Source organism: Megalodesulfovibrio paquesii, from assembly GCF_054653055.1.
The window spans coordinates 281968-307117 of sequence record NZ_BAAIGQ010000007.1 but is presented as its reverse complement, the minus strand read 5'-3'; the positions used below and the strand labels follow the sequence as shown (position 1 = coordinate 307117).

General features: G+C 62.8%; 21 protein-coding genes and 1 tRNA gene. 3 read left to right on the top strand and 19 right to left on the bottom strand.

The genetic code is table 11. From position 1 onward, the window contains the following. Positions 1-27 precede the first annotated feature (27 nt). Positions 28-3183: an efflux RND transporter permease subunit gene (locus ACYQ00_RS17795; protein WP_460033432.1), complete on the top strand. Its 3156-nt coding sequence runs from the start codon at positions 28-30 to the stop codon at positions 3181-3183. Positions 3184-3283: 100 nt separating this feature from the next. Here the strand turns inward: ACYQ00_RS17795 and ureG are convergent, their stop codons facing one another. From ureG to ACYQ00_RS17730, 13 genes are all read right to left on the bottom strand, one after another. Further along, positions 3284-3892 carry an urease accessory protein UreG gene (gene ureG / locus ACYQ00_RS17790; protein WP_460033431.1) on the bottom strand — a complete coding sequence of 203 codons (609 nt, stop codon included), beginning with the start codon at positions 3890-3892 and terminating at the stop codon, positions 3284-3286. 15 nt (positions 3893-3907) lie between these two features. Next, entirely contained in the window at positions 3908-4681 is a 774-nt protein-coding gene (locus ACYQ00_RS17785) for an urease accessory protein UreF (protein WP_460033430.1), read from the bottom strand. Next, complete coding sequence (gene ureE, locus ACYQ00_RS17780; protein WP_460033429.1) at positions 4678-5136, bottom strand: urease accessory protein UreE; 459 nt, start codon at positions 5134-5136, stop codon at positions 4678-4680. The genes ACYQ00_RS17785 and ureE overlap by 4 nt, the downstream gene beginning before the upstream one ends. 21 nt (positions 5137-5157) lie before the next feature. Next, on the bottom strand, positions 5158-6864 hold the full coding sequence (gene ureC, locus ACYQ00_RS17775; protein ID WP_460033428.1) for an urease subunit alpha: 1707 nt from the start codon (positions 6862-6864) through the stop codon (positions 5158-5160). Positions 6865-6867: 3 nt separating this feature from the next. Next, positions 6868-7191, bottom strand: a complete 324-nt coding sequence (locus ACYQ00_RS17770; RefSeq protein ID WP_460033427.1) for an urease subunit beta — start codon at positions 7189-7191, stop codon at positions 6868-6870. Between the two features lie 10 nt (positions 7192-7201). Beyond that, a complete protein-coding gene (locus tag ACYQ00_RS17765; RefSeq protein WP_460033426.1) occupies positions 7202-7504 on the bottom strand; it encodes an urease subunit gamma in 303 nt (100 codons plus the stop codon). A 31-nt stretch (positions 7505-7535) separates the two neighbouring features. Continuing rightward, positions 7536-8393: an urease accessory protein UreD gene (locus ACYQ00_RS17760; RefSeq protein WP_460033425.1), complete on the bottom strand. Its 858-nt coding sequence runs from the start codon at positions 8391-8393 to the stop codon at positions 7536-7538. Next, positions 8390-9103: an urea ABC transporter ATP-binding subunit UrtE gene (gene urtE, locus ACYQ00_RS17755; protein ID WP_460033424.1), complete on the bottom strand. Its 714-nt coding sequence runs from the start codon at positions 9101-9103 to the stop codon at positions 8390-8392. Before urtE ends, ACYQ00_RS17760 begins: the two co-directional genes overlap by 4 nt. Next, complete coding sequence (urtD, locus tag ACYQ00_RS17750; RefSeq protein ID WP_460033423.1) at positions 9097-9945, bottom strand: urea ABC transporter ATP-binding protein UrtD; 849 nt, start codon at positions 9943-9945, stop codon at positions 9097-9099. The genes urtE and urtD overlap by 7 nt, the downstream gene beginning before the upstream one ends. After that, positions 9942-11024, bottom strand: coding sequence for an urea ABC transporter permease subunit UrtC (gene urtC, locus ACYQ00_RS17745; protein WP_460033422.1), 1083 nt, complete (start codon positions 11022-11024; stop codon positions 9942-9944). The genes urtD and urtC overlap by 4 nt, the downstream gene beginning before the upstream one ends. A 1-nt stretch (position 11025) precedes the next feature. Next, positions 11026-12690, bottom strand: a complete 1665-nt coding sequence (urtB, locus tag ACYQ00_RS17740) for an urea ABC transporter permease subunit UrtB (protein WP_460033421.1) — start codon at positions 12688-12690, stop codon at positions 11026-11028. 86 nt (positions 12691-12776) lie between these two features. Beyond that, entirely contained in the window at positions 12777-14066 is a 1290-nt protein-coding gene (gene urtA / locus ACYQ00_RS17735; protein WP_460033420.1) for an urea ABC transporter substrate-binding protein, read from the bottom strand. Between the two features lie 438 nt (positions 14067-14504). Next, positions 14505-14580 (bottom strand) — tRNA-Thr (locus tag ACYQ00_RS17730). 889 nt (positions 14581-15469) lie between these two features. Here ACYQ00_RS17730 and ACYQ00_RS17725 point away from each other — a divergent pair. After that, a complete protein-coding gene (locus ACYQ00_RS17725; RefSeq protein WP_460033419.1) occupies positions 15470-16723 on the top strand; it encodes a methyl-accepting chemotaxis protein in 1254 nt (417 codons plus the stop codon). 88 nt (positions 16724-16811) lie between these two features. Here the strand turns inward: ACYQ00_RS17725 and ACYQ00_RS17720 are convergent, their stop codons facing one another. Beyond that, positions 16812-18449, bottom strand: coding sequence for a glycosyltransferase family 2 protein (locus tag ACYQ00_RS17720; RefSeq protein WP_460033418.1), 1638 nt, complete (start codon positions 18447-18449; stop codon positions 16812-16814). Positions 18450-18684: 235 nt separating this feature from the next. Between ACYQ00_RS17720 and ACYQ00_RS17715 the strand changes: the two genes are divergently transcribed. Further along, positions 18685-19491, top strand: coding sequence for an NYN domain-containing protein (locus tag ACYQ00_RS17715; RefSeq protein ID WP_460033417.1), 807 nt, complete (start codon positions 18685-18687; stop codon positions 19489-19491). A gap of 273 nt (positions 19492-19764) precedes the next feature. Here the strand turns inward: ACYQ00_RS17715 and ACYQ00_RS17710 are convergent, their stop codons facing one another. From ACYQ00_RS17710 to ACYQ00_RS17690, 5 genes are all read right to left on the bottom strand, one after another. After that, a complete protein-coding gene (locus ACYQ00_RS17710; RefSeq protein ID WP_460033416.1) occupies positions 19765-20979 on the bottom strand; it encodes a GAK system CofD-like protein in 1215 nt (404 codons plus the stop codon). A 96-nt stretch (positions 20980-21075) separates the two neighbouring features. After that, entirely contained in the window at positions 21076-22164 is a 1089-nt protein-coding gene (locus ACYQ00_RS17705; RefSeq protein WP_460033415.1) for an HprK-related kinase B, read from the bottom strand. Continuing rightward, the gene (locus tag ACYQ00_RS17700) at positions 22161-23039 is read right to left on the bottom strand and encodes a GAK system ATP-grasp enzyme (protein WP_460033414.1); all 879 of its coding nucleotides are present in this window, start codon (positions 23037-23039) and stop codon (positions 22161-22163) included. The genes ACYQ00_RS17705 and ACYQ00_RS17700 overlap by 4 nt, the downstream gene beginning before the upstream one ends. 58 nt (positions 23040-23097) lie before the next feature. Then, positions 23098-24777, bottom strand: coding sequence for a PhoU domain-containing protein (locus tag ACYQ00_RS17695; RefSeq protein WP_460033413.1), 1680 nt, complete (start codon positions 24775-24777; stop codon positions 23098-23100). Positions 24778-24836: 59 nt separating this feature from the next. After that, positions 24837-25127, bottom strand: coding sequence for an amphi-Trp domain-containing protein (locus tag ACYQ00_RS17690; RefSeq protein ID WP_460033412.1), 291 nt, complete (start codon positions 25125-25127; stop codon positions 24837-24839). Between the last annotated feature and the right edge of the window lie 23 nt (positions 25128-25150).

Below are 25150 nucleotides of genomic sequence, written 5' to 3'. Positions count from 1 at the left end.
GACGCCCAGAGGTTTCAGAGGAACATCATGGCAAAATTCTTCATCGATCGCCCGGTCTTTGCCTGGGTCATCGCCATCATCATCATGCTGGCCGGCGCGCTGTCCATCCTGCGCCTGCCCATTGCGCAATATCCCAACATCGCGCCCACAGCCATCACCATCAAGGCCACCTACCCCGGCGCCTCGTCCAAGACTGTGGAAGACACGGTGACCCAGGTCATCGAACAGAAGATGAAGGGCATCGACAACCTGCGCTACATGACTTCCACCAGCGATTCCACCGGGCAGGCGGAAATCGAAATCACCTTCGATGCCTCCACCGACCCGGACATCGCCCAGGTCCAGGTGCAGAACAAGCTGGCCCTGGCCACCCCGCTGCTGCCGCAGGAAGTGCAGCGCCAGGGCATCACCGTCGACAAAAGCTCCTCCAGCTTCCTGATGGTTATCGGCCTCATCAGCGAAGACGGCTCCATGACCGGGCCGGACCTTGCCGACTACGCCTCCTCCAACCTGCTCGATCCCATCAGCCGCGTGGATGGTGTGGGCGAAGCCTCGATCTTCGGCGCGCAGTATGCCATGCGCATCTGGCTCGATCCGGACAAGCTGAACAACTACAAGCTCAACCCTGCCGATGTGGTCAGCGCCGTGGAGGCCCAGAATACGCAGACCAGCGCCGGCCAGATCGGCGGCACCCCCGCCGTGGCCGGGCAGCAGATGAGCTACACCATTCTGGCCCAGACCCAGTTCACCAACCCGGAGCAGTTTGAGAACATTCTGCTGCGCGTGAACGAGGATGGCTCCTCCGTGCGCCTGCGTGATGTGGCCCGTGTGGAACTGGGCAGCGAAGATTACAATACCCTCTCCCGCTTCAATGCCAACCCCGCCGCGGGGCTGGCCGTGAAGCTGGCCACCGGGGCCAACGCCCTGGACACGGTGAACAACGTCCGGGACATGTTGGGACAGCTCTCCACCACCTTCCCGGCCGGCGTTCGCGTGGTGTTCCCGTATGACACCACGCCCTTCGTGAAGGCCAGCATCGAGGAAGTGGTCAAGACGCTGCTGGAGGCCATCTTCCTGGTCTTCCTGGTCATGTACCTCTTCCTGCAGAACATCCGGGCCACCATCATCCCCACCATCGCCGTGCCCGTGGTGCTCCTGGGCACCTTTGGGGCCATGGCGGCATTCGGGTATTCCATCAACACGCTGACCATGTTCGGGGTGGTGCTGGCCATCGGCCTTCTGGTGGACGACGCCATCGTGGTCGTGGAAAACGTGGAACGCATCATGAGCGAGGAAGGCCTCTCGCCCCGGGATGCCACCCGCAAATCCATGGACCAGATCACCAGCGCCCTGGTGGGCATTGCCCTGGTGCTCTCTGCCGTGTTCATCCCCATGGCCTTCATTGAGGGCTCCACGGGCGTGATCTACCGGCAGTTCTCCCTGACCATCGTCTCGGCCATGCTGCTTTCCGTGGTGGTGGCCGTGGTGCTCACGCCGGCCCTGTGCGCCACCATGCTCAAGCAGCATCACAAGCAGCACATCCAGGCCCAGCATGGCTTCTTCGGCTGGTTCAACCGCATGTTCGACCGCAACAGCCACCGCTACCAACGCGGGGTGCAGGGGCTCATCACACGCAAAAAGCGGGTCATGGTGCTCTACGTGCTCATCGTGGCGGCCCTGGGCGTGCTCTTCATGCGGCTGCCCACGTCCTTTCTGCCGGATGAAGACCAGGGGATCATCTTCTGCATGGTCCAGCTGCCTGTGGGCTCGCCCCAGGAACGCACCGTGGAAGTGCTCAAGCAGGTGGAGAAGCATTTCCTGGAAGGCGAGGCGGCCTCGGTATCGTCCATCTTCACCGTGGCCGGCTTCAGCTTTGCCGGCCAAGGGCAGAACGCGGGCCTGGCCTTCATCCAGCTCAAGGACTGGGGCTTGCGGCATGATCCCTCCCAGCGCGCCCAGGCCATCGCCGGGCGGGCCATGGGGGCCTTCATGCAGATCAAGTCCGCGCAGATCTTCGCCTTCACCCCGCCGGCGGTGCTGGAACTGGGCGACGCCACGGGCTTTGACATGTTCCTGCAGGACCGCGCCGGGCATGGACACGAAAAGCTGATGCAGGCCCGCAACCAGCTCCTGGGCATGGCCGCCGGCAACCCGGTGGTGGCTGGCGTGCGGCCAAACGGCCTGGAAGACACGCCCCAGTATCAGCTGGATGTGGATCTGGCCAAGGCTGGCGCGCTCTCCCTGAGCATGGCCGACATCACCGATACCATGTCCGTGGCCCTGGGCGGCACCTATGTGAACGACTTTGTGGACCGCGGCCGCGTCAAGAAGGTCTACGTCCAGGGCGATGCCCCCTTCCGCATGATGCCTGACGACATCCAGCGCTGGTTTGTGCGCAATCTCCAGGGGGAGATGGTGCCCTTCCAGGCCTTCTCCCATGGCCGCTGGGTCTACGGCTCCCCCCGCCTGGAACGCTACAACGGGCTGCCGGCAGTGGAAGTCATGGGCTCTGCCGCGCCGGGCAAAAGCTCGGGCGACGCCATGAACGCCATGGAGCAAATGGCCTCCCAGCTGCCGCCGGGCTTTGGCGTGGAGTGGACCGGCCTTTCCTACCAGGAACGCATGAGCGGCGCCCAGGCCCCGGCATTGTACGCCATCTCCATCCTGGTGGTCTTCCTCTGCCTGGCCGCGCTCTATGAAAGCTGGAGCGTGCCCACGGCGGTCATGCTCGTGGTGCCCCTGGGCGTGATCGGTTCGGTGCTGGCCACCATGGGCCGGGAGTTGTCCAACGACGTGTACTTCCAGGTCGGCCTGCTGACCACCATCGGCCTCTCCGCCAAGAACGCCATCCTGATCGTGGAATTCGCCAAGGATATGGTGGACAAGGGCGCAAGCCTCTTCGACGCCGCCCTGGAGGCCTCCCGCCTGCGACTCAGGCCCATCCTGATGACCTCCTTTGCCTTCATCCTGGGCGTGTTGCCCCTGGCCCTGGCCAACGGGGCCGGCTCCGGCAGCCAGCAGGCCATCGGCACGGGTGTGATTGGTGGGATGCTCTCGGCCACGGTGCTGGGCTGTTTCTTTGTGCCCGTGTTCTTCGTGCTGGTGTACGCCGTGTCCAGCCGCAAAAAGCATGCGCAGCTGCAGGCCGCGGCCCAGCTGGAACCCCAGGCGCAGGATCTCTGACGCGCCAGGGATAATTGACCAACAACAACCAAACAGGCCTTGCGGTGGAAGCCGCAAGGCTTGTTTTCGTATGGACGCCCTTTGCCAAGATTGCGGCCGCCTACTCCAGCATCCCCCGATCCCGGATGAAGGCGATGATCTCCTCCAGGCCCTGGCCGGTTTTCATGTTGGCGAAGACGAAGGGCTTGTCGCCGCGCATGCGCCGGGCGTCATGGTCCATGACCTCCAGGGACGCGCCCACCAGCGGGGCGAGGTCGATCTTGTTGATGACCAGCAGGTCGGACTTGCAGATGCCCGGGCCGCCTTTGCGGGGAATCTTGTCCCCGGCGCTGACGTCGATGACGTACAGGCTCAGGTCGGCCAGCTCCGGGCTGAAGGTGGCGGAAAGATTGTCCCCGCCGCTTTCCACCAGCACCAGCTGCAGGCCGGGATGCCGGGCCTGCAGCTCTTCCACGGCGGCCAGGTTCAGGGAGGCGTCCTCCCGGATGGCCGTGTGGGGGCAGCCGCCGGTTTCCACGCCCAGGATGCGGTCCGCCGGCAGCGCACCGTGACGCTGCAGGAACGCTTCGTCCTCCCGGGTGTAAATGTCGTTGGTGACCACGGCCATGTTGCAGTGGTGGCGCAGGGCCATGCAAAGCTGCCAGACCAGGGCCGTCTTGCCCGAGCCCACGGGACCGCCCACCCCCACACGAAGACAATGCGCACTCATGGAATCTCCTGGAAATCAGCTCCGAAATAGTCTGGAATGTTGGGTTTCATGCAGACTGGAGGCCAGGGCCAGCCCCGGCAGCGCGGCCCCCAGTTCGTCATCGGGCACGTTCCCTGCGCCCTCGACGGTGCGGTACAGGGGGTCGGACAGGGCGATCAGGATTCGTTGCGCCGCGGTCTGGCCCAGGGGCAGGGCCTTGCCTGCGGCGGCCAGCTGGTTTTCCAGCCAGCTCCAGGCATAGGCCAGGGCCACGGCGGGGCCATCCTCAATGTCCTTCAGCCCCAGGGCGGCCGCAGCCAGGGCGAACATGCACGTCCATCCTGGTGACGCTGGCAACGCCAGCTGGCCTGGTGACGTTGACAAAGCCGGCTGGCCAGATGTCGCCGGCAACGCCAGCTGGCCTGATGACGCTGGCCGCGCCAGCTCCCTGGCCTCGGACAGCAGGCCCTGTCCGGCCAGGAGCCGACGCAGGGCCTGGCCGAGCTGGACTTCCTCCAGCAACAGTTCCTTCGTTTCCCGCGAGGCCTGGATCACGGCGTCCCATCGGGCAATGGCCGCACTGTCCCCGGCCTGCACCGCGGCGTGCAGCCGCAGGAGCACGGGCAGATCCAGCCGTCCCAGGCCGTGGACCAGCAGCCCCTCCAGCCAGGCGGCGATGTCGGCCTCGTCACGCAGCCAGCCGAGATCTATGGCCGAGGCCAGCCCCTGGGAATAGGCAAAGGCGCCCACGGGCAGGGCCGGGCTGGCCAGATGCAGGAGCGCCAGGATGCGGCGGTCCGGCAGCGTCATCCCACTATCCCTGCGCCGTGCCCGAAACCGCTGAAGTACGCGCCGGGTTCAGGGTTGAAGGCCGCCCGCACCGCCACGGCCCGTAGGCCCAGGTGGCAGACCAGCACCTCCACCACGTGATCAGGCTGAAAGCGAATCCGACGCTCGCCAATCTCGGCCACCACGTGCCGGTTGCCCAGATGAAAGCAGGCCTTGGCAAAGCAGTCCCAGTCCTCACATTCGGCGGAGATCAGATCCTCCAGGGCGCAATGCACACGCAGCAGCTCCCCGCTCTCCGCCCGCAGCAGTTCCCCTTCCTGCAGCACGTGGCCGCGCTCCAGGAACAGGCCGAGCGCCCGGCCGCCGTCGCTCACGGTCTTGAAGCGGCTGCGGACGCGCTGGTCAAAGGGCAGGGTCAGCGTATCCTGCACCGCCACCGCCGGGTCCGGTCTCAATAGCTCCACCAGTCGCAACATGAAGACGCTCCCACGCATCGCCTAAAACAAAAAGTACCGCTGGGCCATGGGCAGCACGGCGGCGGGTTCGCAGACCAGCAGTTCCCCATCGGCGCGGACTTCATAGGTTTGCGGATCGACTTCCATGTGCGGAGTGGCGGCGTTGTGACGCATGTCCGCCTTGCGCACGGTGCGGGCGTTCCGGCAGGCGACAAGCCGGCGGCCCAGGCCGAGCTGGCGGCCAACGTCATTGGCCAGACTGGCCTGGGAAACGAAATTGACGCTCGTGGCCGCGGCGGCCAGACCCAGCCCGCCGAACATGCGCCGGTAATGCACCGGCTGGGGTGTGGGGATGGAAGCGTTGGGGTCGCCCATGGGGGCGGCGGCGATGAAGCCACCCTTGATGATCAGGGACGGCTTGACCCCGAAAAAGGCCGGCTGCCAGAGCACCAGATCCGCCAGCTTGCCCACCTCGATGGATCCGACCTCGTGGCTGATGCCGTGGGCAATGGCCGGGTTGATGGTGATTTTGGCCAGATAGCGCCGGGCCCGGAAGTTGTCGCAGCCCAGGGCCGCATCCTCGGGCAACAGCCCGCGCTGCACCTTCATCTTGTGCGCCGTCTGCCAGGTGCGGATGCCCACCTCCCCCACCCGGCCCATGGCCTGGGAGTCTGAGGAAAGCATGGAGAAGGCGCCCATATCGTGCAGGATGTCTTCAGCGGCAATGGTCTCCTTGCGGATACGGGAATCGGCAAAGGCCACGTCTTCCGGAATGCCCGGGTCCAGATGGTGGCAGACCATGAGCATGTCCAGATGCTCGTCCACGGTATTCACCGTGTAGGGCCGCGTGGGGTTGGTGGACGAAGGCAGGACGTGCTCCAGACTGCAGGCCTTGATGATGTCCGGGGCATGGCCGCCGCCGGCGCCTTCGGTGTGGTACGTATGGATGGTCCGGCCCTTGAATGCGGCGAGGGTGTCTTCCACAAATCCGGATTCATTCAATGTATCCGTATGGATGGCCACCTGGACGTCGTATTCCTCCGCCACGCCCAGGCAGCAGTCGATGGCTGCGGGGGTGGTGCCCCAGTCTTCATGGAGTTTGAGGCCGCAGGCCCCGGCCTCCAGCTGTTCGCGCAGGGCCTGGGGCTGGCTGGCGTTGCCCTTGCCCAGAAAGCCGAAGTTCATGGGCAGGCCATCCACGGCCTGGAGCATGCGGCCCAGGTGCCAGGGGCCGGGGGAGCAGGTGGTGGCGTTGGTGCCCGTGGCCGGGCCGGTGCCGCCGCCAAGCATGGTGGTGACGCCGGACATGAGCGCCTCGTCCACCTGCTGGGGGCAGATGAAATGGATGTGCGCGTCGATGGCGCCGGGGGTGAGGATCTGCCCTTCACCGGCAATGATCTCCGTGCCCGGGCCGATGACGATGGTCACGCCGGCCTGGGTGTCCGGGTTGCCGGCCTTGCCGATGCCGGCGATGCGGCCGTTGCGGATGCCCACGTCGGCCTTGACGATGCCCCAATGGTCCAGGATGACGGCGTTGGTGATGACCGTGTCCATGGCCTCGCCGCCACCGCGCTGGCTCTGGCCCATGCCATCGCGGATGACCTTGCCGCCGCCGAACTTGACTTCATCGCCGGGGATGGCGAAGTCGCGCTCGATTTCGATCCACAATTCGGTATCGGCCAGACGGATGCGGTCGCCCGTGGTGGGACCATACATGTCTGCGTAGGCTTGTCTGGAAATCCTGCCCATGGCTCAGTCCTCCACCCGGTCTGCAAGACGGCCCATCACCAGGCCGCGGAAGCCGTATACGCAGCGTTCGCCGGCATAGGGCACCAGAACCACCCGGCGCGTCTGGCCGGGCTCGAAGCGCACGGCCGAACCGGCGGGAATATCCAGCCGCATGCCCAGGGTCTGGTCCCGGTCAAAGCGCAGGGCCGCGTTGGTTTCGAAGAAATGATAGTGCGAGCCGACCTGCACGGGCCGGTCGCCGGTGTTGGCCACCTCCAGCTCCAGGGAGGGCCGGCCGGCGTTGAGTTCGATCTCGCCGTCCTTGATGCGGAATTCGCCCGGAATCATGCGCTGCTCCTTAGACGATGGGGTTGTGGACCGTGACGAGCTTGGTGCCGTCCGGGAAGGTGGCCTCGACCTGCACGTCGTGGATCATCTCGGCCACGCCGTCCATGACCTGGTCTCGGGTCAACACCTCGCGGCCCAGCTTCATGAGCTCGGCCACGCTGCGGCCATCTCGCGCGCCTTCGAGGATGGCCGCGCTGATGAGGGCCACGGCCTCGGGGTAGTTGAGCCTGAGCCCGCGACCCAGGCGGCGTTCAGCCAGGAGGGCGGCAGTGAAGAGCAGCAGCTTGTCTTTTTCTCTGGGGGTGAGTTCCATGGTTTGCCTCGCCAATTCTCCTCGGTTCAGGTCACGTGGCCCAGACTCTGGGCGGACAGGCCGGCCGGTCCAGCACCAGCGGACGGATGGCCTGCCAGACAGCTTCGAACGCGGTGCGCGCCGCCAGGGTGGAGGCGCCGCAGTGCCGCACCAGCAGCACGCCGCGCCGGAAGGTGGCGGCGCTGACGCCCGGGCTGGCGCGGTCCAACACCTTGCGGGCCGCGAGCAGGGCAGCCTGGGCGGCTGGTTCCGCAAGCCCGGCAGCAAAAAAGGTCCCCAGCACGGGTTGGCCGGCCAGGCCAAAGCGGCCCAGGGCCACCGGTCCGCCGGCGTCCAGCGCCAGGCGTTCCAGCAGCAGGGGCACCCCGTCGCAATGAATGGCCAGCCGCTGGACCAGCCGGCCGCTGCCGAACGGGGCTGCGGATTCAGGCCGGCCCAGGCAGACGATATCCCAGCCCAGGACCACCGCCCTGCCCTCCAGCGAAATCTCCAGGCTGGTCATGGCATTGGCCCGGTCAAAGACGATGGTCTCCATGGGCAGCCATTCCAGCCGGCCGCCATCGCGGATCTGCAGGCGGACGTGCTGCTCCTGCGGCAGGTTGCGGCTGTCTGCGCCATAGATCTTGCCGGCCGAAGGCGTGGTCAGCAGCGCATGCGCCCCCGTCTCGACCTGGACGGCGATATCCAGCCGGTCGCCGCTTACCAGCCCGCCCGGCGGATGCAGGATGCAGCAGTGGCAGGGCGCGCCTTCCGGGTAAAAAGTCCGCTGCACCCGCAGGGGGCCGCGGAAGTCCAGCTCCCGCAACACGGTCCGATCCGGCCGGGCCTCGAACCCCAGGGAGAGCCGGGCCTTCCAGGAGCGTTCCGGGCTGGCCGATTCCATCGTCATACAGTCAGGTACTCTTTCACCAATCCATCGTCCAGTTCGGCCATGGCGCCCACGGCCACGGCGCGGCCGCGGTCCAGGATGGTGAAACGATCCCCCAGCTTGCGGGCAAAGTGCAGCTTCTGCTCCACAAGGAGCACGGTCAGGCCCTGCTCCTTGTTCAACAGGCGGATGATGTCCGCAATCTGCTGCACCACGTTGGGCTGAATGCCTTCGGTGGGTTCATCCAGGATGAGCAGGTCCGGCCCGGTGGCCAGGGCGCGGCCGATGGCCAGTTGCTGCTGCTGCCCGCCGGAAAGATCCCCGCCGCGGCGGTTCAGCATCTCCTTGAGCACGGGGAAAAGCTCGAAGATCATGTCCGGAATGCGCCGCTGGCCATTTCGTTCCTTGTGTCGGGTGCGGCGGGCAGGCAGGCCGATGCGCAGATTCTCCTCCACCGTGAGCAGGGGGAAGATCTGCCGGCCCTGAGGCACGTAGCCGATGCCCAGGGGGGCGCGGCGTTCGGCAGAGAGCTTCTGCACGGGCGCACCATTGTAGCGGATGGTTCCGGAGTCCAGGGGCAGCAGGCCCATGATGCACTTGAGCAGCGTGGTTTTGCCCACGCCGTTGCGGCCCATGAGGCAGTGGCACTCGCCCCTGGCCGCGGTCAGGTCCAGGTCCCAGAGGGTGCGGCTTTCGCCATAGCTCTGGTTCAGTTTTTCCACGCTCAGCATTGGGTTTCTCCCAGATAGACTTCCACGACCCGCGGGTCGGCCTGCATGGCGTCCATGCTGCCCTCGGCCAGGACCGAGCCCTGGTGCAGCACGGTGACCTTTTTGGCGATGGAGCGCACAAAGTCCATGTCGTGCTCCACCACCACCACGGAGTAGTCCCCGGCCAGGGAGGTCAGCAGCTCGCCGGTGCGGTGCATCTCCTGGGTGGTCATGCCGGCCACGGGCTCGTCCACCAGGAGCAGCCGGGGCTTTTGCATGAGCAGCATGCCGATCTCCAGCCATTGCTTCTGACCGTGGGAAAGCACGCCGGCGCGCAGGCCGCGCTTGTCCGCCAGGCCGATCAGCTCCAGGGTCTGTTCGATGCCGTCCTTCTCTTCGCCAGAAAGCCGGCTGCGGAACAGGGCCGGCACGGTCTTGGGGCCGGCCATGGCCAGTTCCAGATTATGAAAGACGGTGTGGTTCTCGAACACCGATGGCTTCTGGAACTTCCGCCCGATGCCGGCCTGGGCGATTTCCGGTTCGGACATGGAGAGCAGATCCAGCTCTTCGCCAAACAGCACGGTGCCGGTATCCGGCCTGGTTTTGCCGGTAATGATGTCCATCATGGTGGACTTGCCCGCGCCATTGGGACCGATGACGCAGCGCAGCTCGCCCTCGTCAATGTACAGGTTCAGGTTATTGATGGCCTTGAACCCGTCGAAGCTGACGGAGACGCTGTCCAGATAGAGGATAAAGCCGCGCATGGCGTCGGCAGCCTCGTTGTCGATGCGGGGATTGCGGACCGGGCGTCTGGGGGGCTTGCGTCCCAGGAGACCGGCTTTTTTCAGAGCGTCGGTGATCATGCGTCCTCCTTGCGGCGGACGAGCCCGGCCACCCCGCGGGGGAGGAACATGGTCACCAGGACAAAGAGCCCGCCCAGGGCAAACAGCCAGGCCTCGGGCATGGCCGCGGTGAGCCAGGTTTTGGCAAAGTTGACCAGCAGCGCGCCGATGACCGCGCCGTAGATCGTCCCCCGGCCGCCCACGGCGACCCAGATGACCAGCTCGATGGAGTTGAGAGGGGCGAACTCCCCGGGGTTGATGATGCCCACCTGCGGCGTGTACAGCGCCCCGGCCACCCCGGCGAGCAGCGCCGAGGCCGTGAAAACCCAGACCTTGATCCGCTCCACGCGATAGCCCAGGAAGCGGGTGCGGTCTTCGGCATCGCGCACGGCCACGCAGACCCGGCCCAGTTTGGAGGCCACGATGGCCCGGCAGAGCAGGCAGCCCCCGGCCAGGGCCAGGGCCGAAAGGACAAAAAGCGTGACCCGCATGCCGTCGCTCTGCAGGCTGAAGCCGAGGATATCCTTGAAGTCGGTCATGCCATTGTTGCCGCCAAAGCCCATCTCGTTGCGGAAAAAGGCCAGCATCAAGGCATAGGTCATGGCCTGGGTGATGATGGACAGATAGACCCCCGTCACCCGCGAATGAAACGCCAGCCAGCCGAACACAAAGGACAACAGCCCCGGCACCAGCAGCACCATGAGCATGGCGAAGGGGAAGCTGTCGAACCCGTGCCAGAACCAAGGCAGTTCCTTCCAGTTCAGAAAGACCATGAAATCCGGCAGCAGCGGATTGCCGTACACCCCGCGGTCGCCAATCTGACGCATCAGGTGCATGCCCATGGCGTAGCCGCCCAGGGCAAAGAACGCGCCATGCCCCAGGCTGAGCACGCCCAGGTAGCCCCAGACCAGATCCACGGCCACGGCCAGGAGCGCATAGGCCAGATACTTGCCCAGCAGGGTCACGGTGTACGTGGACACATGCAGGACCGTGCCCTGCGGAATGAACAGGTTGGAGAGGGACACCACCGCCGTGGCCACGCCCAGGACCAGGAGGAAGACCCGGGTCGGCTTGTCGAGCAAGGGCTCTTGCATGCGCATATCAGTTCTCCACCGCCCTGCCCCGCTGCGGGAACAGGCCTCTCGGGCGCTTCTGAATGAAGAGGATGATACCCACCAGCACCAGGATCTTGGACAGGACCGCGCCGCTCAGCGGCTCCATGACCTTGTCCACCACCCCGAGCACCAGCCCGGCCACCAGGGTGCCCCAGAGGTTGCCCACCCCGCCGAAGACCACGACCATGAAGGAATCGATGATGTAGGATTGGCCCAGATTGGGGCCCACGTTGGTCAGCTGGCTCAAGGCCACTCCGGCCACGCCGGCAATGCCCGAGCCCAGGCCAAAGGTCAGCGCGTCCACCAGGGAGGCCCTGGTGCCCATGGCCCGGGCCATGGCCCGGTTCTGGGACACGGCCCGCACCTCCAGCCCCAGCCGTGTCCGCTTGAGCACCAGACTCAGCGCCGCAAAGGCCAGCAGGCAAAAGAGAATGATATACAGCCGGTTGAGCGTCAGGGACAGCACCGGGTTGATCATGATGGAGCCGCTCATCCAGTCCGGCGTGGTCACGGAGCGGTTCAGGGGCGAGAAGATGGTCCGCACAGCCTGCTGCAGCACCAGGCTGACGCCGAAGGTGGCCAGGAGGGTTTCCAGGGGGCGGCCGTAAAGAAAGCGGATCACCAGCCGCTCGATGAGCACGCCCACCAGCATGGCCACCAGAAAGGCAGCCGGCACGGCCACAAAGAGCGAGGCGCCGATATGCTGGGGCATGAGCTGCTGGACCACGTAGGTGGTGTACGCGCCGAGCATCATCAGCTCCCCGTGGGCCATGTTGATGACGCCCATGACGCCGAAGGTGATGGCCAGGCCGATGGCCGCCAGCACCAGCACCGACCCCAGGCTGACGCCGAAAAAGAGCGTTTCGGCAAAGCCCACCAGCTGCACCTTGCGGTCGATGTCCCGCTGCACCCGTTCGATGGCCTGCCGAAGCTCGGGATTGGCCACGCGTTCATGCATTTTGACCAGGGCCTGACGGGTTTCCGGGTTCAGATCCCCAGCCAGCTTTTCCACGGCGGCAATGGCCGTGGGGCCGGCGGCCGTTTCCAGGGTTTTCAGGGCCAGAACCTTTTCCAGACTCTCGCGCACCTGGGCATCCTGCTCCACTTCCAGCCGGGCCTGCAGGGTTTCGGGCTCGATTTCTTCCAGCCGGCCGAGCAGATGCGCAGCGGCCTCGCGGCGGCGGTCCAGATCCGGGCTGGCCAGGGTCCGCTGGGCCAGGAGGCTGCGGATGCGCGTGCGCAGGCTGTTGTTGACCGAAACCTTGGAGAGCTTGCGTTTGGTGGTCTCGCCGAGGGCTTCGCCGGTCATGGGGTCGGTGATGGCCAGGGCCTCCCCGGTATCCTGGGCCAGGACGATCCGGCCGTCCTGCTTGCGGACGTACAGATTGCCCTCCAGCAAGGCGGCAAGCAGGACATCAGCCTGCGGGGAATCATCCCGGGCCAGCAGATCCACGGCCTTGTCCCGGTCTTCCAGGTTGTCGCTGGTCAGCAGGGGAATGAGGGCCTCGCCGGCGGGGGCGGCTTCGGCGGGCCGGACAAGGGAGAGGGGCGTGCCGGCCAGGTTCAGGGCCCAGTTCAGGGCCAGATTCAGGGCCAGGCCGATCAGCAAAAGGCCGAGGACCGCGGGCATGGTCTTGGCTGCGAAGCGCATCGCTGCTCCCTGGAGTTGCTTGAGAAAATTCGAAAAGGGCCGCCGCGCCAATGCGGTCGGCGGCCCCGGGGATGCGTCGCGTCAGCCTATTTGTAGTTCTGGCCGGAGCACTTGCTGGTCTTGACGTTGAAGTTGCCGCAGGAAAGCGGGGCGCGCCAGTCGGCGATGATGTCCTTGGAGCCGGGCAGGAAGTCGGACCAGGCGTCGCCCACCACGGTGCCGGAGGTCTGCCACACCACCTGGAACTGGCCGTCGTCCTGGATTTCGCCAATGAGCACGGGCTTGGTGATGTGGTGGTTGGGCATCATGGTGGCAATGCCGCCGGTCAGGTTGGGCACGGCCACGCCGATGATGGCATCGGCCACGGCGTTGGGATCGGTGGTGCCGGCCTTCTTGACCGCTTCCACCCACATGTTGAAGCCGATGAAGTGGGCTTCCATGGGATCGTTGGTAACCCGCTTGGTATCCTTGATGAACTTGTGCCAGCTTTCGATGAATTCGTCGTTGGCCGCAGCGTCCACGCTCATGAAGTAGTTCCAGGCCGCCAGGTGGCCCACGAGGGGCTTGGTGTCGATGCCGGAAAGTTCTTCCTCGCCCACGGAGAAGGCCACCACGGGGATGTCTTCAGCAGAAACACCCTGGTTGGCCAGTTCCTTGTAGAAGGGCACGTTGGCGTCGCCATTGATGGTGGAAACCACGGCGGTCTTCTTGCCGGCCGCGCCGAACTTCTTGATATCCGCCACGATGGACTGCCAGTCGGAATGTCCGAAGGGCGTGTAATTGATCAGTATATCTTCCTGAGCCACCCCCTTGCTCTTGAGGTAGGCTTCCAGGATTTTGTTGGTGGTGCGAGGGTAGACGTAGTCCGTGCCGGCCAGCACCCAGCGCTTCACGCCCACCTTGTCCATCAGATAATCCACGGCGGGGATGGCCTGCTGGTTCGGGGCGGCGCCAGTGTAAAAGACGTTTTTGGAAGATTCCTCGCCTTCGTACTGCACGGGGTAGAACAACAGGCCGTTCAGCTCTTCAAAAACAGGGAGCACGGACTTGCGGGACACGGACGTCCAGCAGCCGAACACGGCGGCAACCTTGTCCTTGGTCAGCAGTTCGCGGGCTTTTTCGGCAAACAGCGGCCAGTTGGAGGCGGGGTCCACCACCACGGCTTCCAGTTTCTTGCCCAGCAAGCCGCCCTTCTTGTTCTGCTCGTCGATGAGCATGAGCATCGTGTCCTTCAGCGTGGTTTCGCTGATGGCCATGGTGCCCGAAAGAGAGTGGAGAATGCCGACCTTGATGGTTTCCTCGGCACGGACAGGGTTGGCGATAGCAACGACAAGCAAGGCTGCCAGTCCAAAAATGACAAATTTCGTCCGCCGCATGTACTGCTCCTCATGAAGTTCAAGTGGACACCGCCTGCAGCACCCTGTCGGGGTTTTTCATGCTGCAGCAACCTGTTACGCATTCATCGGGTTGGGGAACACCGGCAACCCGTTTGCGATCCGGCCCGCGCAAGGGCCCAGCGACATTCGCACTTGAGGGAGCAACTGGCATGCCACTTGAATAACTACATGAAAATGAAGATTTTTTTCAAGACAGTTAAAAATTGTCACCAAAAATTCATACAAATTTGTCAACCTTGTCACATTAGCCAAAAGGCAAGACTTACACATTTGTCATTCGTGTCCCAACCGAAATTCCTCCTGAAATCATTAAAGAACCCTAGCCTTCAAGCCACCACCACACCTGCCACACATCGCCCGGGCGCGTTTGACAACAACAAAAAAGCCCGGGCGCTCACGCACCCGGGCTGTACTTCCTGGAGCCGACGAGGAGAATTGAACTCCTGACCTGATGATTACGAATCAACTGCTCTACCATCTGAGCTACGTCGGCGCTCTGAAGAGATGGGTTTGTACGCGAGAATTCCCTCTCTTGTCAACTCAAAGTTATCCCTTCAGGTCGGCTCATCCACCGCCCCCCAAGCGCCACGGCGAGGCGGAGAAGCCTGCCAGCCCTGCCCCCCTCATTCGATCAGGCCGCCATGCCGACACGCTTGTAACAAAGCACTGGCCGCAACAGCTGAACCCCCAATAATTGCATCGAACGCACTCCCTTCCGGCTCACGGCCAGATTGGAATGCCGACCGCTTTCTGGGATGGCAGATCGTTACAATATCTTGTTTTCATGAAAATTTTTCCGCGCTCCTCCGAACGAAAAACGGGGCTTTGTGTCAATACAATACAGTCAAACAAACAGTCTGTATCTTTCCGACACACCCCTCCTGCACAATAATAGTATGGCATTTTCGTGTCTTGGGGATTATCCTTGCGGATCAGGAGCATTGCTCACTGGCGCAGGTTGACCTGCCGTTGTGGAAATTTGTACGCGGAGGATCTGCAACCTGCGCGAATCACGGCTCTAATTGTTTGGGCGCATTTTTTGCTCAAGATTTCGTTTGCTTGATGGCCCGGCTTCCAATCACCTGCAAGGGGAAACAGTCATGTTGCTACGTGTAGCTGCCTCACTGGCATTAATCGCACTGATGTTAGCAGGAACTATTGTCGTTTCCGGAGGGGAAACGATTATTACCATCCTCTGTGCAACATCCATTGCCTTGCTGATTGGCACATATTATGCGCTCTACAAGGCCTTCAACCCTCTCCGAAAACTCATTCAATGCGCAGATGAAGTCTCACGCGGCAATCTGAATGTTGATTTAAGTGATCAATGCATTCTTGAAACAGGCGAATTACAGCAATCGTTCCGCGCCATGCTCTCCACGATGAAAGATAAAGTCGGATTTGCCGACGCCATTATTGCCAACGTCATCACTCCCATGGTGGTGGTGACTGAGGATGGCCGTATCAAATGGATGAACGAAAGCTTGCTCAAGCTGCTCGAACACACTGGCAAGCCTGAAGACCATTACGGCAGGAAGTTTTCGGAATTCTTTTATGGTGATGACCGCACCACCGTCTCGGAATTGGCCATCAAGGAACGCCAGCGCAAGTTTGCCAAGACGGAAGTACAGTCCCACAAGGGCAATACCAAGTATATTTCCGTGGCCTCCGCTCCCATCATGGACCTGGACGGCAAGCTCATCGGTGGTTTCACCACCATCATGGACTTCACCAATACGGTACGCAACGAGCGGACCATCACCGCGCAGAAGGAACGGCTGGCCGAGGCTGCCAAAACAGCCTTCGAAATCGCCGAAGCCCTGGAGGCCTCCTCCGGGCAGTTGGAGACGGAAACCAAAGATGCCGGCAACGGTGCGGAATCCCAACGGCAGCGCGCGCATGAGGTGGCCAACGCCCTGGAACAGATGAACGACACCATCCTTAATGTGGCCTCCAGCGCCAACCAGGCAGCCCGCCGCGCCACCGAGGCCCAGGAAACAGCCAACGCTGGCGCGGAAAAAGTCCAGCAGGTGGTGCAGGCCATGGACGGTCTGCATGCCAAGTCCGAGACTCTGGCCAAGGAAATGGGCGCCCTGGGCACCCAGGCTGAGGGCATCGGCGAGATCATGACCGTGATTAACGACATTGCCGACCAGACCAACCTCCTGGCCCTCAACGCGGCCATTGAAGCGGCCCGGGCCGGGGATGCCGGCCGAGGCTTTGCCGTGGTGGCTGATGAAGTCCGCAAACTCGCAGAAAAAACGATGCAGGCCACCAAGGAAGTGGGCAGTTACATTAGCAAAATCCAACACAGTGCCCGCACCAGCATTGCCGCATCGCAGGAAAACGCCAATACCATTGGCGAGGTGGCGGCCCAGGTGCATGCTGCCGGGGAATCCCTGGCCTCCATCCGCGCCCTGGTCCAGGATACGGCCGGCGAGGTCCAGAGCATCGCCGCCGCCAGTGAGGAACAATCCGCCGCCAGCGATGAAATCACTCGCTCCAGCAGCGAAATTGCCGATATTGCCAGCCGGGTGGTGGAAGACATGCGCTCTGCCAACCGCAGTGTCCAGAATCTTGCCGAACAGGCACACAGGCTTCACGAAATCATGACCGGCCTGGGTGCGGCACACTAGCGTCTGCCGCCAGAGCGCCTGCAACGGGGCGCGTCAATCCCAAGCGCCGCCCCGTTGCAGGCAGGTTTTCAATTTCCCGGGGCGGCGGTTATTGCCCCTCCGGCAGCGTCTTGGCGCAGCTCAGGGAATCCAGCGCCCGCAGCGCCTCCGCCTTTTCCACCCATTTGTAATAGAATTTCGTATCGTTGCCGATAATATTGCCCTGCCCCGCCCAATTCAGCTTGCTGCGTACGGAGGTGCCGGAGTTCTGCCGGTGCACACAAGTGACCGTGCCGCAATACCACACCTTCCAGCCGGCCACGCAGAGCTGGAGATCGTGGTCTGTGTCATCAATCTGTGAAGGGGAGTAGCGGATGTCAAACCACGGCGCGTCGGCCAGGGAGGCCACGCGCAGCAGATGCAAACACCCCATTACCACGCGCGTTTCCCGGACCACATCATACAGACCGATGTCGTATTGCAGATACGGCGTGGGCAAGCTGGCGCGAACTGCCTTTTCTGTACTCCAGGATACATGGCGATACAGATACTGCAGAAGTGGATGCTCGCCAGGGAAGACCACCTTGCAGCCCACATTGCCGATTTTAGGATCAGACTCGGCCACCGTGAGGAACTGGTCCAGCCAATCCTCCTGCAGGTAGATGTCATCATCAAGAAAAGCCACGTACTCGCTTTCCCGCACGGCCGGCTGGCTCAGGAGCCAATTGCGAGCCGCAGGCGCACCAACATTCACCGGCAGTTCGATGACCTCGTACTCATTCTCCGGAAACAGGGCCCGGGCCTGATCAGCCACGGCGCGGCTATGGTCGGTACAGCCATTGAGCAGCACCAGAATACGAGCCGGGCCGATGCGGGTGGCAGCCAGGCTTTCCAGCGTCTCGCCCATCATCGTGGCCTTGTTGTAACTATACAGGCAGATACACACTTTTTTGGCAGCCGTCAGCGCCGGATTTGGCACAAAGGGCCGCTTCAACGCCTGCATGCGCAGGGCATAGGGCGTGGTGAATGGATCCAGCGCCTGCGCCTTGGCGTACAGAGCCAGGCAGGTGTCCAGACGGCCTTGTCGCCGCCACATCTCCGCGGCCCGGCAGAGGGTGAAGGGATCGCCCTCGGCCACTGCTGCCACAGACTTCCATCGCGGCAGGGCGTTCGCGTCGTCGCCCATGGTCGCAAAATGGTCGTACAGCCGCTTCTCCCAGAGTGGGCTGATGACCTTGGGGCACTGGAACCGTTCCAGAAGTGGATCCGGCGGCCTGCCCTCGTACAAATCCACGCGCAGCAGCAGATCCGCAGCCATCACATGCATGGGGTGCCGGGTGAGAAGCTTCTGGCAGATGGCGCGGATCTCTTCCGCATGATGTTTGAAGGGAGCGTGACGGATTTCCTCGAAGACGGCTGCGTCGCCGTTGGTGGCCAGGAGCACCTTGCGCACGGTGTCGATATTCGGAAACAGTCCGGACTGGGCGCCGATATGCAGAATGTCCGGATCAAAGGGCGATAGCAGCACCGCAGCCCGCACAGCCTGCTGGAACAGGGCCCCGACCCTGGCGGAAAGCTGCGTGCGCCCCTCGGCCAGTACCCGGTTGATGAATGACGCGGCCAGGGGGGCATCGATTTGAAAGTTGTTGAGATAATTCTCATAGCCAACAGCCGCGGCATCCAGCTCAGGGAAGCCGAACTCGCCGCTGTGCTGCTGTGTTTCCTGGGTGGACAATTTTTCATTCATGCCTGCTTCCCCATGCCACCATGGCGGGTTGTCTGCTGATATCCATATCATTTCAAATTATTATGAAAAACTCATCGCACGCGGCCTGCACAAGTTGCCGCGTTGATTTCTTTATGCAAATTTCCCACCGCGCCAAGCGTCCTTGATTGCCGCATCAAAGCGGGGTATGTCGAAATGATTCGGCTTTCACCACATATGCGCGTAACATCCTCGCCACGTTCAGAAAGGGAATTTCATGCCATACCCTCGCGGGAAAACCATCTGCTTTATTGACAATGCCAACATTTATCGCGGCGTCGGCAAGGCCGGCTGGCGCATCGACTGGAAAAAACTGCAAGAGTACATCGAAACTGGCGGCCCTGTCTGGCAGACCTACCTGTTCGGCACGGCCATGATGCAGACAGAACGCGACGCACCGACCACCTCCAGCTCCGAGGCCTTTTACCACTTTGTCCGCAGCCAGCTGCATTGGCACGTGAAGCTGTACGAGCCCAGAACATACGTCTCCACCTGCCGCAACTGCCAGCATACCCGCTCCATGATTGAGGAAAAAGGCGTGGATGTGGGCATTGCCACCAAGATGCTCATCCTTGCCCTGAACAAGGGCTACGATACCGCCATCCTCATGAGCGGCGACGGCGACCTGTACGAATGCGTCCACTACATCCTGAATCTGGGCATTCGCGTGGAAATCATCAGCTGGAAGGACCAGCTGGCTCGCGAACTCTTCGACATCGCCTCCAATGTCACGTATTTTGATGACATTCGGGAAGATATCGAACTCTTCCGCGAAACCAGGCCCGACGGCCGGCCCGAGCCCCGCAATGACTACCGTCCTGAGCCCCGGGGGGACTACCGCAATGACCGCGGCCCGGAAATCCGCCCCGGAAGACCCAGCTACCAGGAATACCGCCCCGACTACAGGGACTACCCGCCCCAGAGCCAGTACGTCAACGGCGACGACTACTGCGACCCCGAGGACCCAGCGGACCTGGATGACCTGGAAGAACAAGACGACGGTCCCGCCCCGGGCAACAGGTAGTCACCCGCCGCCCTGCCCCGCCAACTCCCCACGGGAGGGTCTGCCGACCCTCCCGTTTTGTTTTCCCCCTCCTCGCCCGCGCCGCCAGCCTATGCTGCCGACCCGTTATGTGCTCCGACGCCTCATGTCGTTGCGTACGCAACATAATATGAGCCACCAACCCTTTCGGCCAGCTCCAGCCCTTTGGTCAGCACCATTCCCGGAGCTCCAGCTACTCCTGGAGCTGCCGTACAGGCAGGCCTCCCCTGCGGGGCAATAGCTCGCCTCCGTCCGCTACACCAGACTTAGCACGTGCTCGATGACCTTGTTGGGGTCCAGATAGGGGGCGCTGTGTTCCGAAACCATCTCCACATCCAGGATTTCCACGCCAAAACGGCGAATCTTGTCCAGGTGCAGGGGTTGCGGATACTTGCCGCGTTTGGTGTCGATGAGCAGGAAGTTCAGTAGCCGGTCGCGAGCCGTGGCCTGATTGCAGCTTTTTTCCAGGTACGAGAGCAGCGTGCGCACTGCGTCAAAGAGGCCCATGCCCACCATTTCCGGATCGTTGCCCAGGTTCGGCACATAGACCTTGGGGCAGTTGGTCTCGGCAATGGCCGAACCCACCCCGCGGGGCAGCAGGTTGGCAATGACGCTGGAATAAAAACTGCCCATGGGATAGCAAATGATCTCGGCCGTTTTGATAAGATCGGACACCTTTCGCCGCACCACGGGCGGTTCGGCCTCCTCACAGGGCGCGCCGTCTTCGCGGGGGTCGCGCTCCCTGGTCAGGAAGAGCCGCTTGATTGGGCTGGCCAGGGGGGTGGCTTCCTTGCCGGTAATGTTGTGCTGGCCAGGAATGACACTCCCGTCGGCCAGCTCGGCGGCCAGATGGAGATCCATGTTGATCACCGGCCGCACAATGCCGCGGGCTTCGACCAGTTTCGAGAACAGGTAGATAACCGGGTCGATGTGCCTGTTGTAATTGAAATAGCCGCCGGTGAGGATCAGGTTGCCGATGGAGGCGCCGCGCAGCTCAAAGTTGTCCGGCATGCGCTCGGAAAAGAAGCGCAGGTGGCTGCGGATGAGCTTGCGCATGGGGTCGTGAATGCGGGTGATCAGCGGGTCCTTGCCGTCGATGAGCTTGCGCAGGCGCTCGCGCAGGTCAGCTGGTTCGGCGTCCTTAGGCAGCCGATAGGCAAAGAGGTCGAAGATCTGCGGGTTGCCCTGCAAGGAGCGGTCGGCCAGGGCCATGAGCCGGTTGCGCAGGTCTCCCACCCCAAGCATGTTGAAATGTTTCCGGATTTCAGCGGAGCTTCCCCCGGAATCAAAAGGGGTGATGATGTGGATGGAATTGTGGGTGTAGCTGAGCAGCTCCTGGGAAAGCGTCTTCAGGGCCGTGCCGCCGGTAAAAAAGAGCAGCCTGGGCCCAAGGTGCGGGGCCGTGCGGTAGCGGGCCACCTTGATTGGGTCCGGCACGTTGATGTGGTGAGTGATCTGAACACGTTGCATGGATCGCGCCCCAGGGGAGATATGTGGAGAGACGCCGCCCGTCCCGGTGCAAAAACCGGAGCGGGCGGCGCGGGTGCAGCATGTCGCAGGGCGCGGCTAGCTGATGAGCTTGGCGCACCAGTCCGCGGCGGCGTCAAAGTCCACCCCGCCGGAAAGCTCGTACACCGGGCAGTTGGCCAGGAGCGCCCGGTAGGCCTCCATGGTGTAAGGCGTGTTCTTGCCGGGGCCGTAGAAGAGGCCGGCCGGCTTCATGAAGGCGGGCATGAGGTCGTCGCGGGAATTCAGGTCGATCTGGGCAATCTTCAGAGGGCCGCCGTCGCGCTTCCAGTTCAGCAGCACCAGCCCGCTCATGGGCGAGGCCAGCAGGAACTTGCCGGGGCCGAAGCACTCGTCGATGAAGGCGTCGTACTTGTGTTCCAGGCTCCAGAGCTCGTCCAGGGGCAGGGACTCGAACTCCTCGCGCTCCTCCTCGGTCATCACCGAGGTCAGATCGGGGTTGTTCAGGATGGTGCCGGGGTTGATGCGCGGCATTTTGGCCACGCCGAACATGGAGATGCCGGTTTTGGCGTCATCATACTGTTCGCCGCCCTTGACCATGAGCCGGTCGTTGGAGACGAACTGCGTGCCCCGGCGCATGATGTGCAGGGCCAGGGTGGACTTGCCCATGCCCGAGAAGCCGGCCAGGGCCAGGCCCTGCCCGTTGCGGGCCACGCCGGCGGCGTGGAACAGCAGGCTGCCGCCATCCAGACAGTATTCGATGAAGCGGTTGTTGATGAAGTTGACGATCTGGTTGTCGTTGGCCAGACAGGGGCCCACGGCCAGATGCCGGCCCGCGCCGAAGGCAAAGAGCAGCCCGGTGAGCCGCTTGCGCACCAGCCGGCCGTCGGGCAGATCCAGAAATTCTTCCTTGATCTTGGTTTTGCCCGGATCGGGTGTCTTGACCTCAAAATTCAGGCCCAGGGCTTCCGGGTCCGGTGCGGGCGCTTCCACGGCATGGATCACCGCATGGGGTTGCGCGGGAGGGGTCAGAAAATCCCGGTAATACTTCCGCAGGGAGGCGATCAGGGGTTCGTGGTTCGAGCGGACCTCGGCCACGTAATGCCCGAACGCCAGATGCAGGACGTGCGGGGTCTCCGCACCGGCCAGAAGGCCGTCCACCAGGGCTTGCACGGTGGGGAAGCTCATGCGCCGATCCTCCCGAGCACGTAATCGACATACCGGTCTGCGGCGTCGATGTTATTGGCGTCGAGCAGGCCGCGGAAGCCGCCAAAGGCCGAGACTTCAAAGCACATGGGGCCCTCGTTGGTCTCCACGATGTCCACGCAGGTGAAATCCAGCTTGAAGAGGCTCTGAGCGCGACGTGCCAGTTCGATGATTTCCTTGCTGGGCTCGTAGGGCACGTACCTGCCGCCGGAACGGGTGGTGGTGTTCCAGCTTTCCCCATTGCCCTTGCGGGCGTAGGTGGCCAGGTACTCGCCGCCCAGGAAAGTCACGCCCAGGTCCATGCCAATGTGGGAGACCATGCGCTGCAGGTACATCACGGGGTTGGTCTCATGGAAGCCTTCAATCTCGTGGCGGGCGGCCGGGCCGGCCTCGATCACTTCCATGCCGCGGGCCTTGGTCGAATACAGGGGTTTGAACACGGCGCGGCCGTAGCGCTCCACAAAAGCCAGGGCCTGATCCGGGGATTCGGTGATGGCCGTGGGCGGCATGGGAATGTCGTTGGCGGCCAGGGTCACGGTGCAGGTCATGCGGTCAAGCACGCGGATGATGCGCTCGGGGTCGGAAAAGATGGGGATGCCCCGGCGCTGCCCCAGAAAGCGCAGCATTTCCAGCCGGTCGATGAGGTGGGGCGAATAGTAGCGCCCGGCCTTTTTCACGATGATGGCGTCCATCTCATGGAGCTTGACCTGCGAGTCGAAGAGCTCGCCATGTTCAAGGTCCAGCGCACAGTCCTTGAGCTCCACCAGCGCGCGGAAGCCCGTCTTCTTGGCCACGGTGTCCGCCAGCAGTTCCGAGGACCAGCCCCCGGGAATGCCGATGACCGCAATCTTCTTCATGTCCTACCTTCCTTGACCAGCGCCAGGCGACGGCAGAGGCCGCCGCGGTTGTTGTCCGTTAATACACCAGCACCTGTTCCGGGAGCCTGAACTCCTGCCAGGGCTTGCCCTCGTGGGCCAGGATGCGTTCCAGCAGGTACCGCCCGCGCTGGAAGAGTTCTCTGGCAAACTTGGGATTGAGTTCAAAGCGCACGGAGGAGATGAAGTTCCGGGCCAGACCGATGGCCAGGCGGGCCTCGAAGCAATCGTCCCCATGCTTGAGCCCATACTCCTTGGCGAAGTGATACATGGCCATTGTGACGCTATTGAGTCGGGCGCGCAGGTGGGTATCGAAAATGGGCAGCCGGAAGTTGGAGAGCAGGAAGACGGAGATATCCTGCAATGGATCCGCCTGTTTGGAGCGATGCAGGTCGATGTAATGCACGCGCTGGGTCTCGTGGTCGTAGACGATATTGTTGCAGTTGAAGTCGCCATGAATGAACACGGTGTACGGCGCCAGCAGCGTTTCCTCGATGGCCTGCACGCGGTCGATCATCTCCCGCAGGGGCAGCACCGGGTGCGCACCGACCCACATGGGCGGGGCGTCCAGGGAGGGATAGAGCCGGAACACATCGCCCAGGCGGCTTCTGAGCTGCTCCATGAAGTGGGAGCGGGCCTGGGTTTCGGCCAGGGTCTGGTCCCAGATGCCGGCCAGGGTTTCGGAAATGAGGAAAAAGGCGTTCTTGACCACTTCCGGATCGCCAGTCAGCACCACATCCTGAAAGTTGCAGCCGCCCAGGAACTCGATGAGCAGGGAGGCCTGGGTGGCGTCCTCCTGATGAGCCAGCACGCGCGGCGGCAGTCCCGGCAGAATGGACTCCCAGCGCATGATGTTTTCCATCTCCTGCAGCAGCTTCTTCTTGTTGCCTTCCTTGAAGAGCACGCCGGCGGAGGGCTTGGCGCGACCGGCGTCCTCGCCTTCCTCGGGGTCCTGGGAGGAGTTGGCCACATAGCCGATGCGGCAGCCCGACCGCGTGCCCCAGATGGAGTGGAATTCCACGTCGCTGATGGGCGTGTCGATGCCGGAAAGGGCCAGGGTTTCCTTGAGGGCGTGATACTGGCGAATCTTGAACTTCTCGCCCACGGCCGCGAAGATGATGGCCTCGCCAATGTTCAGGATGGCATCGCCCATGCGTTCCAGATAGCGCAGGATGAGGTGCGAGGTGATGAGGTTCTCGGTCTCCTTGCCGCTGCGCAGTTCATAGAGAATGCGGTCGAACTGGACCTTGTAGAGCATGTCCAGGGTGTTCTCCACCCGGCAGATCTTGAAGGCCAGGGAAAGATCCTGTTTGACCACAGCCTGATAGACCATTTCCAACGCGTCCAGCACTTCCTTGAAGAAGCGGGGATAGTCGTAGCGCCGGATGAAGCTCTGGCTCTTCAGGTACTTGATCTGCCCGACGATGGAGACGGCAAAGTCGCCCACGCGTTCCAGATTATTGGCCACGGTGTTTGCGGCGCGCACCAGATCCACGGCCCGCTTGTCCTGGGCGCGCTGGGTATGGATGGCCGTGAAGCATTTGTTTTCCACGACGCTCTTCAGGTTGTCGATGTAGTCGTCGCGGCTGGCGATGGAGTCCATGATCTTCTGATCATAGTTGTCCAGGGCCTTTTGGGTGTTCTCCACCTGCTTGGTCACTTCCAGGACCATGAAGCGGAGATTTTCAGCGATGCCTTCCCGGAGGAGAATGCGTTCCACAACGTCCCTGCCTGTGATTGCCTGTTGGGGTGCGGAGGGGGTTTCGGCCAGAGCCGGCCTTAGCGCTGGGCGTCTACGGGCCTGGCTTCAATGCTCAGATCCTCGGCGTCGTCCATGGGCTCATCGCAGTCTTTCCAGGTCAGCTTCAGGGTCAGCTTGCGCTGGGAATCCTTGCGCTTGGCCTCGATATCAAAGCGGATCAGCCCCTTGAGCTGCAGCACGAGTTCCTTTTCCTTGGTGGTGAGCACCAGCGCGCCCTTGGCCAGGCCCTCGCGCAGGGCGTCCAGATAGGCCAGGACGGACGCCGGGTCCTGCAGGCTTTCGTGTTTGAAGGTCTTGTCGTCGCTCATGGCAATCTCCCGTGCGGCGGGTG

What these genes read in the sequence shown, in the direction of transcription:
- ACYQ00_RS17795 (WP_460033432.1), top strand. Translation starts at nt 28, where the DNA reads ATGGCAAAATTCTTCATCGATCGCCCGGTCTTTGCCTGGGTCATCGCC.
- ACYQ00_RS17725 (WP_460033419.1), top strand. Translation starts at nt 15,470, where the DNA reads ATGAAAGATAAAGTCGGATTTGCCGACGCCATTATTGCCAACGTCATC.
- ACYQ00_RS17690 (WP_460033412.1), bottom strand. Translation starts at nt 25,127, where the DNA reads ATGAGCGACGACAAGACCTTCAAACACGAAAGCCTGCAGGACCCGGCG.
- urtC (WP_460033422.1), bottom strand. Translation starts at nt 11,024, where the DNA reads ATGCGCATGCAAGAGCCCTTGCTCGACAAGCCGACCCGGGTCTTCCTC.
- urtA (WP_460033420.1), bottom strand. Translation starts at nt 14,066, where the DNA reads ATGCGGCGGACGAAATTTGTCATTTTTGGACTGGCAGCCTTGCTTGTC.
- ACYQ00_RS17785 (WP_460033430.1), bottom strand. Translation starts at nt 4,681, where the DNA reads ATGACGCTGCCGGACCGCCGCATCCTGGCGCTCCTGCATCTGGCCAGC.
- urtD (WP_460033423.1), bottom strand. Translation starts at nt 9,945, where the DNA reads ATGATCACCGACGCTCTGAAAAAAGCCGGTCTCCTGGGACGCAAGCCC.
- ureE (WP_460033429.1), bottom strand. Translation starts at nt 5,136, where the DNA reads ATGTTGCGACTGGTGGAGCTATTGAGACCGGACCCGGCGGTGGCGGTG.
- urtE (WP_460033424.1), bottom strand. Translation starts at nt 9,103, where the DNA reads ATGCTGAGCGTGGAAAAACTGAACCAGAGCTATGGCGAAAGCCGCACC.
- ACYQ00_RS17710 (WP_460033416.1), bottom strand. Translation starts at nt 20,979, where the DNA reads ATGCAACGTGTTCAGATCACTCACCACATCAACGTGCCGGACCCAATC.
- ACYQ00_RS17765 (WP_460033426.1), bottom strand. Translation starts at nt 7,504, where the DNA reads ATGGAACTCACCCCCAGAGAAAAAGACAAGCTGCTGCTCTTCACTGCC.
- ACYQ00_RS17760 (WP_460033425.1), bottom strand. Translation starts at nt 8,393, where the DNA reads ATGACGATGGAATCGGCCAGCCCGGAACGCTCCTGGAAGGCCCGGCTC.
- ACYQ00_RS17700 (WP_460033414.1), bottom strand. Translation starts at nt 23,039, where the DNA reads ATGAAGAAGATTGCGGTCATCGGCATTCCCGGGGGCTGGTCCTCGGAA.
- ureG (WP_460033431.1), bottom strand. Translation starts at nt 3,892, where the DNA reads ATGAGTGCGCATTGTCTTCGTGTGGGGGTGGGCGGTCCCGTGGGCTCG.
- urtB (WP_460033421.1), bottom strand. Translation starts at nt 12,690, where the DNA reads ATGCGCTTCGCAGCCAAGACCATGCCCGCGGTCCTCGGCCTTTTGCTG.
- ureC (WP_460033428.1), bottom strand. Translation starts at nt 6,864, where the DNA reads ATGGGCAGGATTTCCAGACAAGCCTACGCAGACATGTATGGTCCCACC.
- ACYQ00_RS17770 (WP_460033427.1), bottom strand. Translation starts at nt 7,191, where the DNA reads ATGATTCCGGGCGAATTCCGCATCAAGGACGGCGAGATCGAACTCAAC.
- ACYQ00_RS17720 (WP_460033418.1), bottom strand. Translation starts at nt 18,449, where the DNA reads ATGAATGAAAAATTGTCCACCCAGGAAACACAGCAGCACAGCGGCGAG.
- ACYQ00_RS17715 (WP_460033417.1), top strand. Translation starts at nt 18,685, where the DNA reads ATGCCATACCCTCGCGGGAAAACCATCTGCTTTATTGACAATGCCAAC.
- ACYQ00_RS17705 (WP_460033415.1), bottom strand. Translation starts at nt 22,164, where the DNA reads ATGAGCTTCCCCACCGTGCAAGCCCTGGTGGACGGCCTTCTGGCCGGT.